Raw genomic sequence first — 12,987 nt, 5'->3', positions numbered from 1 at the left:
ACCGCCACCCCCACCACCGCCAGCACCGCGCCCCCGGCGAGGGCAACGCGGAGGTGGCCCAGGGTGACGCCGTCGCGGAAGGCCAGGCCCGCCAGGGCCGTTCCGCAGGCCGCGCCGGTCAGGCGGCCGACGGAGAGGTGGGAGGAGGCGCGGCCGTGGAGGCCGCGGGGAACGGAGTTGAGGGCCGCGCGGGACGTCGCGGGGAACAGCAGGCCGAGGCCCGTGCCGAGGAGGACGCCGCCGGGCAGCAGCCAGAGGCCGTGCGGCGTGCTCCCGGGGACGGCGTACGCGGCGCAGGCCGCCCCGCAGGCCGCGAACCCGGCCGCCGCCGGCACCCGTTCGCCGAACCGGTCGGTGAGCCGGCCGGCCACCGGACCGGCCGCGCCGATGCACACGGCCACCACCATCGGCGCGAGCGCCGCCCGCAGCACGCCGTAGCCCGCCGCGTGCTGGAGGTACTGCTCGACGAGGTAGAACGAGCCGATCATCACCGCGAAGGTGAGGGCGGCAGCGGCGGAGGCGCCGCGTACCGTGCCCATCGGCGTCCGCCCGGGCGGCACCGGAGCCGGCCGCCGGACGCCCGCCGGGGCGCGGAGCCACCGCAGTACGCACACCGCCGGGACGGCGCCCAGGGGCAGCAGGGCCCACCAGTTGGCGCGCCACCCCCACACCTCGGTGAGCACCCCGCCCAGCAGCGGGCCCACCAGGTTGGACAGGCCGGAGGCCGCGCCCCAGACGCCAAGGGCCGTGCCCCGCCGTTCGGCCGGGAAGCCGGACACCGCCCCGGCCAGCGCCGCCGGGCTGGCGAGGCCCGCGCCCGCGCCCTGGAGCACCCGGGAGAAGACGAGCACCCCGAACGAGCCGGCGAGCGCGCCCGTCAGGGTGCCCGCGCAGAACACCGCCAGCCCGGCCAGGGCCACCGCGCCCGGCCCGAACCGGTCCACCAGCCGCCCGCCCGGCACCAGCCCCACGGCGTACACCGCGAAGTAGGTGGTCATCAGCCAGGAGGCGGTGCCCGCCGAGACGTCGAAGGCCGAGCCGACCGACGGCAGCGCGACGGCGACGATGGTCCCGTCCGCCTGCAGCAGCGCGGCGATCGCGGTGTAGACGGCGAGCCGTGTCCAGGCGGAGCGGGGTACGGCGGGGTGCCGTACCCCGGCTCCGGCGGTGTCCGCGGTGTCGGTCATGGCCGGGATCAACTCCCTTGTCAGTCGGCCGGATCCGGTCCCGCCGGCGCCGCGGCGGCCGGTCCGGTCCGCCGCGCGGGCCACCACGCCCTCTCGCCCAGCAGGTAGGTGACCGCCGGCACCAGGACCACCCGCACCAGGACGGTGTCGAGCAGCACGCCCAGCGCCACCGTGAAACCGAGCTGGAAGAGCATGACCAGCGGCAGGATCATCAGGATCGAGAAGGTGCCCGCCAGCACCAGGCCCGCGCTCGTGATGACCGAGCCGGTGCTGAGCAGGGCGGTGCGCACGGCGGTGCGCGTGTCGTGGGTACGGGCGTCCTCACGGACCCGTGCCATGAGGAAGATGTTGTAGTCGACGCCCAGCGCCACCAGGAAGAGGAACGCGAACGTCGGCATCACGGGGTTGACGCCGTGCTGGCCGAGCAGGTCCCGGAAGACGTACATCGAGATCCCGAGCGCGCCGAAGAAGGACACGACGACGGTGGCGATCAGATACAGCGGTGCCACCACCGCCCGCAACAGCGCCACCAGCACCAGCAGGATGATGGCCAGGACCAGCGGTACCAGGATCCGCAGATCGTGGTCGGCGGCGTGCTTGGTGTCGAGCTGGACGGCCGGGTCGCCGCCCACCACCGCCCGTACGCCGGACGGGAGTCCGGAGGACAGCGCGTGCCGGACGTCCGCGACCCGGTCGAGCCCCTTCGCGTCGTACGGGTCGGTGTCGAGGACGACCTGGAGGCGGCCCGCCCGGCCGTCCTCCGACCGCACCGGCTGGGGCGCGACCGAGGCGACGTCGGGGACCGAGCGGACCCGGGCGGCGGCCCCGTCCAGGTCGGCGGCGGCCAGCGGGCCGTCGGCGCGTTCCACGACGACCGTGAGCGGCGCCGCGGTGCCGGCGGGGAAGGCGTCGGAGAGGGTCCGGTAGCCCGCCGCGGACGAGGTCGGCTCGCGGAAGGCGTGCAGCAGGCTCATGTCGTCCACGGACCGGGTGAGTCCGGTCGCGCCCGCGGCGAAGAACAGCAGCGTCGCGGCCGTCGCCCACCACGGCCGGCGGAACACCGCCCGTACCGTCCGCTCCCAGGCGCGGCCCACCGCGCCCGACGTCTCCCGCCGTTCGCCGGCGGCCTTGGCGCGGCGCAGCAGGGCGCGGGGTCCGATCAGCGCCAGCAGCGCGGGCATCAGGGTGAACGTGGAGAGCAGCACGCTCGCGGTGCCGATGATGCCGACCGGGCCGAGCACCCGGGTGGAGCCCAGGTCGGCGGCGAACAGGGCGGACAGCGAGGCCATGACCGTCAGCCCGCTGAAGAAGACCGTCGGCCACACCCGCCGCACCGCCCGGCGCAGGGCGGGCCAGGGGGCGGACGGGTCGGCGAGGAGCTCCTCCTGGTAACGGGCCGTCATCAGCAGGCAGTAGTCGGTGCCGGCGCCGAACATCAGGATCAGCATCAGCGACGTGGCCTGGCTGTTGATGAGCAGTCCGGCGTGCGCGGCCAGCGCGTAGACGATGCCGGCGGCGAGCACGTAGGCGAAGCTCACCACGACGAGCGGGACGACGGCCAGCAGCGGCGAGCGGTAGACGATCAGCAGCAGGACGAGGACCAGGACGGCCGTCGCCGCCAGCAGACGGAAGTCGACGTCGCTGAAGATGGCGATGGCGTCCGCGCTGATGCCCGCCGGACCCGTGACGTCCGTCGTCAGGCCGGACGGCGGGTGGAGGGCGTCGCGCAGCGCGTCGACGGTCTCGCGGACCTTCTTGCCGCCGGTCGAGGTGACGGGGACGACGGTCACGGCCACCGAGCCGTCCGCCGAGACCAGGCCGCGCACCGGGCGGCCGTCCGGGGTGAAGGGGGCGACGGGCCGCTGCGTCCCGGGGACGGCGGCCAGCCGCGCGGCGTCGGCGCGCACCGCCTCGCGGTCGGCGGCGGTCAGCCCGCCGGGTCGGTGCTGGACGACCAGGGCGGGGCGGGTGTCGCCGTCGGGGAAACGGTCCTTGAGGAACCGTGAGACCTCGGCGGAGGGCGCCGAGTCGGGGAGGAAGGCGGCGGCGCTGTTGCTCGTGACGTTCTGCAACTTGCCCTGGAACGGACTGAGCATCCCGGCCAGCAGCAGCCAGGCGGCCACGACCAGCCAGAGGAGCAGGCGCGGACGGGCGCCGGAGGAGGGTGGTGCGGGGGGCGCGGTATTCCGGTCGGTGCTGCTCCTCTGACGCCCGGCCCTAGCTTCGCTACGCACTGCATCACCGCATTCGGGGTCTAATCTGAGGCCTCGACTCTGGGGCCTCAGCAGTCCCGCCAGATAGTAGACCAAGCGCCAAGGCTTAGACACCTTGTCCAAGGAGTGTGATGGACGCCGATCGACGCGGAGCGGCGGCCGACCGTTCCGGTTCCGGATGGAACCGGATGGTGGCCGAGCACAAGGAACGGCTGCGCGCCGCTATCGGAGAGGCCGCCGTGGAGATCGCGGCAGAGAAGGGCCTGGCCGGTACGACCATGTCGAAGATCGCGGAACGGGCCGGGGTCTCCCGGGCCACCGCCTACAACTATTTCAAGGACGTCGAGCACGTTCTCCTCTCGGTGGTGAGCGACGAGGTCGACCGGTTCCACGGCCGGCTGCGCGAGCGCCTGGACGGCGTGGAGGGGGCCCACGCCCGGCTGGAGACGTGCCTGACGGCGAACCTGGAGTACTACGCCCAGCCCGAACGGCGGGCCGGGGCCCTGCAGTTGCAGGCGCTGGGCATCAGCCCCACCATCCGGGAGCGGATGGCCGAGCACACCGACCGGCTGCGCGCCCTGTTCGCGGAGGTACTGGAGAGCGGCCGGCGCGAGGGCGTCTTCGACGAGCGGGTGAGCCCCGACCGGCACGCCGAGCTCCTGCTGCACCTGCTGGCGGCCGCCCGGGGCCAGGTGATCAGGGGGGACGTGCCGGTCTCGACGGTCGCCGAGGACCTGCTGCTGCTCGTCGAGTCGGGGCTGTGCCGTCATCCGCGCCGGGAGCCCCCTCCGGCGTCCGGTGCCGCGTCCTCTCCGGACTCCCCGCCGGTCTCCCCGGAGCGCGGGCGCGCGTAGCGGAAGACGCAGACGTGGTGCCCGTCCGTCTGCCGGCGCAGGCTCTCGGCGGTCATCCCGGGGAAGGCCCGCCGGGTCGCCTCGAAGTCGAGTTCGCAGAGGACGGGCCGCGCCTCGGACAGGCCGAGGTCCCGGGCCGCGCGGAGGCAGATGCACGTCAGATACACCTCCATGACCGCGTCCTCGTCGCCCGTCGAGGCGTCCACGGCTTCCGACAGCAGGCCCAAGGCGGCGAACCGCGGGACGAGCCTGCCGAACCCCTCGGCGAGCGAACACCCGGCGAGGACCGGCCCCATCAGGGCCGCCTGCCGCTCGGGATGGCCGTCGAGCAGGGCTTCCCGCGCGTGCTCCGGGCCGTGCTCCGCCTCCAGTTCGAGGTAGCGGCGCAGCCGGTCCCGGAGCATCCGGCGGGCCTGCTCACGCTTGCCGTCACCGCCGGTTCCGCCACCGCCACCGCCACCGCCGCCGTGCGCGGCGGCCGGCGGCGCCGGTGACGAGGGGGCCTGGGGCGTGTCGGTCACGGGTGCCTCTCCTCCTGCCGGACAGACGGGCTGACGGGCCGTCCCTCGTCCGCGGACCGCTCGTCCGCCGCCCGGTCGCCGGACTCCGGGAGCGACGCCTTCGGGGAGGCCACCGCCGGGCCCAGCGCGGCGAGCACCTCGGTGGCGACGCGCCGGGCGTCACGTACGCACTCGTTGACCGCGACGCCGTGGTACGCACTGCCCGCGAGGTGCAGGCCGGGCAGGCCGGCGGCGGCGTCGAGGACCGCCCGCACGCGCTCACGGTGGCCCGTCCCGTACTGCGGGAGACCCTCCGACCAGACGTGGTCGTGCCGGAACTCCGGGCCCGCCGCCGGGCCGAACAGGGCGGTGACGGCGCGGTGCACCTCGGTGAACGCCTCGTCGGTGTCCAGTTCCGTGAACGCGGGGTCCTCGGCGCCGCCCGCGAAGGCGCGCAGCAGGACACCGTCCGGGGGCGCGGTGTCGGGGAAGACGACGGACGCGTGCACCATGCCGAGGAGCCGGGTGGGCTCCGGCGGCAGCGTCAGGTACCCGAAACCGCGCGGCAGCACCGCGAGATCGCGCCGCCGGTACCCGACGGACATCACCCGCAGCGGCGCGTGCCGTATCCCGTTCAACAGCTCGGCCGCGCGCAGCAGATGGGGCCCCAGCAGCCGCGCGGCGGCGGGGGCCGGCACGGCGAGGACGACGTGGTCGGCGTGGACCGGCTCCCGGCCGGGCGTCGCGATCAGCCAGCCGCCGTCCCGCCCGGGGGCGGGGCGCAGCGCGGTCACGCGCCGCCCGGTCCGCAGCCGGTCGCCGAGCCGCAGCGCCAGGGCGTCCACCAGCACCCGCATGCCGCCGTCGGCGAACGCGGTCAGCCGCGGCGGCGGCCCGGCCCGGCCCACGGCGCGGAGCACCCGGCCCCGCAGGGCGGCCAGCAGCAGGCTGCCGCGGTCGCGTTCGACCGTCCGGATCCGCGGGAAGGCCGCGTCCAGGCTGATGGCCCGCGGGTCGCCGGCGGTGACGCCGCGCACCAGCGGAACCGCCAGCAGGGCGGCGGCCCGGGGACCGAACCGCCGGGTGAGGAAGGCGTGGACGGTCTCCTCGCCGCGCGCCCGGCGGGCCAGCGGCTCGGCCAGGAAGCGGGCCTTGGCCGCCGGGCCCAGCAAGGGGCTGACGACGAAGGAGGCGGCGCCGAGCGGCAACGGCACCAGCCGGCCGCCGCGCAGCAGGAACCGGTCCTTGGCGGCTTCCGCGGCCGGCCGCAGCCGGGGGCCCAGGCCCAGCGTCTCGGCCAGGGAACGGGCGTCCGTGCCGTTGTCCACGAACCCGTTGGGGCCCAGGTCGACGGTGTAGCCGTCCGCGCGGTGGCAGGCGATCTTCCCGCCGGCGACGGGCTCCGCCTCCAGAACCGTCACCTCCGCGTCCGGCCGCGCGGAGAGCAGTTCGAAGGCGGCGGTCAGCCCGGTGACACCGCCGCCGACGACGGCGACGCGCGGCCGTCCGCCGGTCACGGTGTCACGTCCGGTGCCGTCGGGCGGTCCGGCCGGACCGGGTTGAGGATCTCCCGGCACGCCGGGTCGGCGCAGCCCGCACAGCGCAGCGCGAACTGCGGCCCGCACGGGGATCCGGAGCCGAGATGGTCGGCGACCACCTGGGCCATGGCGTCCAGGAAGAGCGGATCGTCATTGGGCGCGGGAGCCCGCCGGAACCCGGTGACGCCCGACTTCCTGGCGACCTCGGCGAACTCGACGTCAATTTCCGACAGCGTATCCAGGTGGTCGGAAGTGAAAACGATTCCCACTATCAGGATATTGCGGCGGCCCTGTTTTCCGAGGGCTTGAATGACGGATTCCGTGGCGGGGCCCTGCCAAGTCACCGGGCCCACGTCGGCCTGGAAACTGAGGATGTGCTCGTGACGGTCTCCGAGCTCCCGCATCACGTCGCGAACGGTTCCCGCCACTTCCTGAAGATAAGGGTCCCCTTTGTTGATCACGCGTTGCGGAAGCGAGTGCGCGCTGAACAGCACCACGACGTCGTCCCGCTCGGATTCCGGGAATTCCGCCAGCCCTTCCCGTACCTTCGCCGCCATGGCCTGCACATACGCCGGATGTGTCGACCAGCGGTCGACGACGCTCCACCGGAAGGCGGTGTCCAGCCGCAGCCGCCGGGCGGACGCCCACAGCTCGTGCAGGCTGGAACCGGTGGACGTGCACGAGTACTGCGGGTACTGCGGGAACGCCACCACGCGCCGCACCCCGTCCGCCGCCATCCGGCGCAGCGCCTGCGCGCTGCTCGGCTCGGTGTAGCGGAAGGCCAGGTAGAAGCGGTGCGGAGCGGTCTGCGGGCTGAGCGCGTCGAGCCGCTTGACCAGCCCCTCGCCCTGCCGGACCGTCCAGTCGTACAGCGGCGAGCCGCCGCCGATGCCGGCGTAGACCTTCTCCAGCCGAGGGGTGCGCAAGCGGGCGATCAGCGGGCCCAGAGTGGACTGCGCGGGGAGCTGAATGATCTCCCGGTCGCTGAACAGGGAGTGCAGAAATGGGCCGACCTCGCTCAGTGTGCGAGGCCCTCCCAGGTTCATCAGGACGATCCCGGTAGGGCTCGGATTCTTATGTTCCATATATCGTCCACCCCCAATCAAGTGGCGATCCTAGACCCGCCCTTGACACTCAAACAAGGGCCCTCACAGACTGGCCGAGGAATGCAATGGGAACTCTGAATAACGGGGGCGGAGCTTCCGGGATGAGTATTTTCCTCGACGCCGCATCGGGTAAGGACACCCGGCGGGCGCCTATATGGATCATGCGTCAGGCAGGCCGATACCTGCCCGAATACATCGCACTCAAAGAGCGCTACGGCTTCTGGGAGATGTGCCGTAATCCCGAGGTCGCGGCCGAGATCACCATGCTGCCCGTACGGCGGTTTCCGCTGGACGCGGCGATCCTTTTCAGCGACATCATGACGCCGCTCGCCGACATGGGTGTGGAGATCGAATTCGCCCCCGGCCCGGTGATCACCCGGCCGGTGCGCACCCTCGCCGACGTACGGCGGCTGCGGGTGCCGGGGCCCGGGGGAACGGCACCCTTCGTCGCCGACGCCGTCCGCGCCGTCCGCGAGCGCTGCCCGGTGCCGCTGATCGGCTTCGCCGGGGCGCCGCTGACCCTGGCCACCTACCTGGTGGACGCGGGCGGTGCCGCCGACGGCCACGCCGGCTTCCGGGTCTGGCTGCACGCCCAACCCGAGGCGGCCCGGCTGCTGTTGGACCGGCTCACCGATGTCACCATCGACTATCTGCGGGCGCAGATCGCCGCCGGGGTACAGGCCGTCCAGCTCTTCGACAGCTGGGCCGGCTCCCACGCGCCCGCCGTCTACGCCGAGTTCGGGCTGCCGTACACCCGCCGCGTGCTGGCCGCGCTGGACGGCCTCGCGGTCCCGCGGATCCACTTCGCGGTCGGCGCCCACCACCTGCTCGACCACATCGCCGGCCTGCCCGCCGAGGCCGTCGGCGTCGACTGGCGGACCCCGCTGTCCACGGCCCGCAGGGCGCTGCCCGGCCGCGCCCTCCAGGGCAACCTCGATCCGGCCGTCCTCGTCCACCGCCCCGAGGCCCTGGCGGACCGGGCGCGGGCCGTGCTGCGGGAGGGGCTGGGCGGCCCGCACATCTTCAACCTCGGCCACGGCATTCGCCCGGACACGCCCCCCGGGCATGTCCAGCGCCTCGTCGAGACCGTGCACGCGTTCGACCGGCACGCGGAAGCCGGCGAGGCCGGGGCCGCATGCGCCGCAGAGGGCGGGACAGAGGACGCGAAAGGGGTGCCCGCATGACGACACGACGGGACCAGGCGCTGGCGCTGATGCTCGACGCGCAGGCCGCGCTGATCCGGGCCCTGGAGGAGTGCGACGGCGAGTGCGACGGCCGCTCCCGGTTCACCGCCCACGACTGGGAGCGGCCCGGCGGCGGGGGCGGCTGGGCCCGCGTCCTGGAGGGCGGCGCCGTGTTCGAACGGGCCGGCGTCAATGTGTCGGCCGTCCACGGCGACCGCGTCCCCGACGCCGTCACCGGCCGGCACGACATCGACCCCGGCGCCGGCTTCTTCGCCACGGGCCTGTCCACCGTGCTTCACCCGCGCAACCCCTGGGTCCCCGCCTTCCACGCCAACTTCCGCTATTTCGAGGTGGGTTCGGCAGGCGGGGACGCCGGAGGCGACGTCTGGTGGTTCGGTGGCGGGGCCGACATGACGCCCGCGTACGGCTTCGAGGAGGACGCCCGGCACCTCCACCGGACCCTCAAGGACTGCTGCGACGGCTTCGACCCGGACTTCTACGCCCAGGCCAAACGGAACTGCGACGCCTACTTCTACCTGCCCCACCGGCAGGAGACCCGGGGCGTGGGCGGCATCTTCTTCGACCACCTCCGGCCCGGCGGGCCGGACGGCTGGGACCGCGCGTTCCGGTTCGTCGCCCGAGGGCTGGACACCCTGACACCCGCCTACTTACCGGTCGTCCGGCGGCGCATGCGCACCCCGTACGGCGAACGCCAGCGGCGCTGGCAACTGCTGCGCCGGGGGCGGTACGTGGAGTTCAACCTCATCCACGACCGCGGCACCCGGTTCGGGCTGGAGAGCCGCGGCAACGCCGAGGCCATCCTGATGTCGCTGCCTCCGACCGCCTCCTGGGCCTTCGACCTCACCCCGGAACCCGGCAGCGAGGAAGAGCGGCTCGCCGAGTTCCTGCGGCCCCGCGACTGGCTGGCCGCCGGCACGGTCGGGGCGGCGCGATGACTGCCGTCGTCACCGGCCTGAGCCACCACACCGCCGCGCACCCGGTGCTGGAACGTTTCGCCCTGACGGCCTCCCAGGCCGCGGAGCTGCTGGGCCTGCTGGCCCGTTCCCCGGCCGCGGCCGAGGCCGTCGTCCTGGCCACCTGCAACCGCGTCGAGATCTACCTGGAGACCGACCGGCCCGACCGCGCCCTCGACGAGACCGCCCACGCCCTCGGCGAGGTCACCGGCGCCCCCGCCGACGACGTCCGCACCCTGCTGTACACCCACCGGGGGCCGGACGCCGTCGCCCACCTCTTCCGCGTCGTCAGCGGCCTCGACTCGATGGCGCTCGGCGAGTCCCAGATCCGCGGCCAGGTCCGCGCCGCCTACCGCCTCGCCACCGACCACGGCACCGCCGGGCCGGTGCTCCACGACCTCTTCCAGCACGCCCTGCGGACGGGCAAGCGCGTCGAGCACACCACCGGAGTCGGCCGCGCCGCCGCCGACCTCGTCGGCGTCGCCCTCGACGCGGCGACGGACCTCCTCGGCCCCCGCTCCGACCGCCCGACCGTGGTCGTCGGCGCGGGAGCCCTCGGCTCCCTGACGGTGGCCGCGCTGCGGCGCGGCGGGTACGGGAGGCCGGGGCCGGACGCGGACCCGGACGCGAGCGCGCCGGCGGAGTGCGACGGCGTGGCGGCGGGGGCCGGTGGGCCGGCCCGCGACGTCCCCCGGGGCGAGGCGCCGGGCGGAGCCCCCGCAGCGGCCGGCACCGGCCCGGGGCCGGAACCGGGGGAAGCCGCCGGACACGCCCGGGCGGCGGAGGCCGTCCCGGAGAGCGCCGGGTACGCGCCGCCTGCCGGGGGAGGCGAAGGCGCGGGGACCACCGCGAGTTCGGGGGCTGCCGGGACTGCCGGTGGCATGAGGGCAGCCAGGGCGGCTGGGACGGTCCGGTCCAGTGAGATCACTGAGGCTGTTGAGAACGTGGGGGGTGTGGGGGCGGATGCGTCGGGAGGCGCGTGCCGTGACGGAGCAGCCGTGGCGGCGGATGCCGTCACCCCCGGGGAAGGCGAAGACGCGGGCACCGCCGCGAACTTGAGGGCGGCCGAGACCGTCGGGACGGTCCGGGCGGCTGAGGCCGCCGGGAGTGCCGGGGCTGCCGGGACGGGTGCGCCGGGAGGCGCGCGCGCTGCCGGAGCGGCCGTGACGACGGAGCCCGTCGCTCCCGGGGAAGGCGAGGGCGCGGGCACCGTCGCGAACTTGAGGGCGGCCGAGTCCGTCGGGACGGTCCGGGCGGCTGAGGCCGCCGGGAGTGCCGGGGCTGCCGGGACGGGTGCGCCGGGAGGCGCGCGCGCTGCCGGAGCGGCCGTGACGACGGAGCCCGTCGCTCCCGGGGAAGACGAAGGTGCGGAGGCCGCCGCGAACTTGAGGGTGACCGGGACCGTCGGGACGGTCCGGGCCGCTGAGAAGGCTGAGATCGTTGAGGTCGCCGGGGCTACCGGGACGGGTGCGCCGGGGCGCGCGTGCCCCGACGGAGGAGCCATGACGACGGAAGCCGTCGTGGCCCCCGGGGAAGGCGAAGGCGCCGGGACCGCCGCGAATGCGAGGGTGGCCGGGACCGCTGCGGACATGAGGGCGGCCGGGAGCGCTGGTACGGTCCAGGCCGCTGGAGGTGGCGGGGCTGTCGGAACGGGTGCGTCGGGAAGCGCGCGTGCCGACGGAGCAGCCGTGGAGACGGAGGCCGTCGGCGCCCCCGAGATGGGTCCCGTCGGCGGCGAGCTCGTCGTCGTCAACCGCGGCCGGGAAGCCGCCGAGCGGCTCGCCGCGCGGTACGGGGCCCGGGCCGCCGGGCTGGACGAACTCCCGGAACTGCTCGGCCGCGCCGCGCTCGTCGTCGCCGCGACCGGCGCCGGCCGGCCGGTGATCACCGCCGGACTCGTCGCCGCCGCCCGCGCCGACGGGCCCCGGCACCCGCTCGTCCTCGTCGACCTCTCGCTGCCCCGCAACGTCGACCCGGCCGTCGCCCGGCAGCCCGGCGTCCGGCTCGTCGACCTCGCCGGCCTGGAGGCGCGGCTGAAGGAGGCCTCGGCGCGGGTACCGGTGGACGAGGCGCGGCGCATCGTCGCCGAGGAGACCACGGCGTTCCTGGCCGGGCGTCACCAGGCCACCGTGGCCCCGCTGATCGTCGCCATGCGCAACAACGTCCTGTCCATCGCGGAGGCCGAGGTCGACCGGCTGCTCGTCCGCACCCCGGCCCTCGCCGACCACGTACGCGGCGAGGTGGCGCGGACCGCGCGCCGCATCGCCGAGAAGATCGTCCACCGGCCGACCGTCCGCGTCCGGGAAATGGCCGCGCAACCCGACGGCCACGCCTACGTGGCCGTCGTTCACGACCTGTTCGGCGGGGCGGACCAGCCCGCGCCACCGGGCCCCGCGACCGGCCCGGCCGGAAGGGAGACGCCATGACACCGGGGACCCCGGCCACGTACCACCACGCGGCGGCGGGCCGCGGCGCCGCCGTCGGACGCACCACGCTCCGCATGGGCACCCGGCGCAGCGCGCTCGCCCTGGCCCAGTCGTCTGCCTTCGCCCGCGACCTCGAACACGCCACCGGCGTGCGGGTGGAGACCGTCGGCATCACCACCGAGGGCGACACCAACGGCGCGCCCCTCACCACCATGGGCGGTACCGGCGTCTTCGTACAGGCGGTACGGGCCGCCCTGCGCGCCGGGGAGATCGACTTCGCCGTCCACTCCTACAAGGACCTGCCCACCGCCGGACCGGAAGACGTCGTGGTCGCCGCCGTCCCCGTCCGCGAGGACCCGCGCGACGCCCTGGTCACCGCCGACGGCCGCCCCCTGGGCCGGCTGCCCGACGGCGCCCGGGTCGGCACCGGCTCGCCGCGCCGGGCCGGACAACTCGCCGCGCTGCGCCCCGGACTCGTGGTCGTACCGCTGCGCGGCAACGTCGACACCCGGATCGGCCGGGTGCGCGACGGCCGGCTGGACGCGGTGGTGCTCGCCGCGGCGGGCCTCGCCCGGCTCGGCAGGCTCGGCGAGGCGGCCGAACTCTTCGCCCCGGACCGGCTGGTGCCCGCCCCCGCGCAAGGGGCCCTCGCCGTCGAGTGCCGCGCCGACGACACGGCGCTCGCCCTGCTGCTCGCCGCACTGGACGACCCGGCGACGCGGGCGGCGGTCGACGCCGAACGCGCCGTCCTGGCCGAACTGGAGGCCGGTTGCAGCGCCCCGATCGGCGCCCACGCCCACCCCTCGGGCCCCTCGGTCCTCGACCTGTGGGCCGTCATCACCACACCGGACGGCCACCGCCGCACCTTCCGCCGGACCGAGGCCCCCCTCACCCCGCCTGCCGCCGCCTCCGCGGGCCGCGAACTCGCACGGGCCCTCCGCAAGGACCACGAGCAGGCCGGACCTGTCACCGAAAGCGCCGTCGCCGACGGGGGCGGGGACGGGG

The 12,987-nt window shown here is 75.2% G+C and carries 10 protein-coding genes; 5 read left to right on the top strand and 5 right to left on the bottom strand.

The window, feature by feature from the left end; genetic code table 11:
• Both ACSNOK_RS22810 and ACSNOK_RS22805 read right to left on the bottom strand, forming a co-directional pair.
• Nucleotides 1-1,187: MFS transporter (locus tag ACSNOK_RS22810; RefSeq protein ID WP_436782611.1), on the bottom strand; the 1,187-nt coding region annotated here is incomplete at its 3' end.
• Nucleotides 1,188-1,207: 20 nt separating this feature from the next.
• Entirely contained in the window at nucleotides 1,208-3,421 is a 2,214-nt protein-coding gene (locus ACSNOK_RS22805) for an MMPL family transporter (RefSeq protein WP_436782610.1), read from the bottom strand.
• Between the two features lie 110 nt (nucleotides 3,422-3,531).
• Between ACSNOK_RS22805 and ACSNOK_RS22800 the strand changes: the two genes are divergently transcribed.
• Nucleotides 3,532-4,254: a TetR/AcrR family transcriptional regulator gene (locus tag ACSNOK_RS22800; RefSeq protein ID WP_436782609.1), complete on the top strand. Its 723-nt coding sequence runs from the start codon at nucleotides 3,532-3,534 to the stop codon at nucleotides 4,252-4,254.
• Here the strand turns inward: ACSNOK_RS22800 and ACSNOK_RS22795 are convergent.
• From ACSNOK_RS22795 to hemH, 3 genes are read right to left on the bottom strand one after another with little or no spacing between them, the layout of a single operon-like run.
• Nucleotides 4,167-4,775, bottom strand: coding sequence for a hypothetical protein (locus tag ACSNOK_RS22795; protein ID WP_436782608.1), 609 nt, complete (start codon nucleotides 4,773-4,775; stop codon nucleotides 4,167-4,169). The genes ACSNOK_RS22800 and ACSNOK_RS22795 overlap by 88 nt on opposite strands.
• On the bottom strand, nucleotides 4,772-6,271 hold the full coding sequence (gene hemG, locus ACSNOK_RS22790; protein WP_436782607.1) for a protoporphyrinogen oxidase: 1,500 nt from the start codon (nucleotides 6,269-6,271) through the stop codon (nucleotides 4,772-4,774). The genes ACSNOK_RS22795 and hemG overlap by 4 nt, the downstream gene beginning before the upstream one ends.
• A complete protein-coding gene (gene hemH, locus ACSNOK_RS22785; protein ID WP_436782606.1) occupies nucleotides 6,268-7,377 on the bottom strand; it encodes a ferrochelatase in 1,110 nt (369 codons plus the stop codon). Before hemH ends, hemG begins: the two co-directional genes overlap by 4 nt.
• Nucleotides 7,378-7,463: 86 nt before the next feature.
• On the opposite strand from hemH, the gene hemE reads away from it, so the two are divergent.
• The 4 genes from hemE to hemC form a co-directional block, all read left to right on the top strand.
• Nucleotides 7,464-8,582, top strand: a complete 1,119-nt coding sequence (hemE, locus tag ACSNOK_RS22780; protein ID WP_436782605.1) for a uroporphyrinogen decarboxylase — start codon at nucleotides 7,464-7,466, stop codon at nucleotides 8,580-8,582.
• Nucleotides 8,579-9,538 carry an oxygen-dependent coproporphyrinogen oxidase gene (gene hemF / locus ACSNOK_RS22775; RefSeq protein ID WP_436782604.1) on the top strand — a complete coding sequence of 320 codons (960 nt, stop codon included), beginning with the start codon at nucleotides 8,579-8,581 and terminating at the stop codon, nucleotides 9,536-9,538. Before hemE ends, hemF begins: the two co-directional genes overlap by 4 nt.
• On the top strand, nucleotides 9,535-11,982 hold the full coding sequence (locus tag ACSNOK_RS22770) for a hypothetical protein (protein WP_436782603.1): 2,448 nt from the start codon (nucleotides 9,535-9,537) through the stop codon (nucleotides 11,980-11,982). The genes hemF and ACSNOK_RS22770 overlap by 4 nt, the downstream gene beginning before the upstream one ends.
• 74 nt (nucleotides 11,983-12,056) lie before the next feature.
• Nucleotides 12,057-12,987 (top strand): hydroxymethylbilane synthase (hemC, locus tag ACSNOK_RS22765; protein WP_436782612.1); only part of this gene is annotated, 931 nt, incomplete at its 3' end.

Source organism: Streptomyces sp. URMC 126, assembly GCF_051386555.1.
Taxonomy (GTDB): Bacteria; Actinomycetota; Actinomycetes; order Streptomycetales; family Streptomycetaceae; genus Streptomyces.
This window is presented reverse-complemented; position numbering and strand designations above follow the sequence as displayed.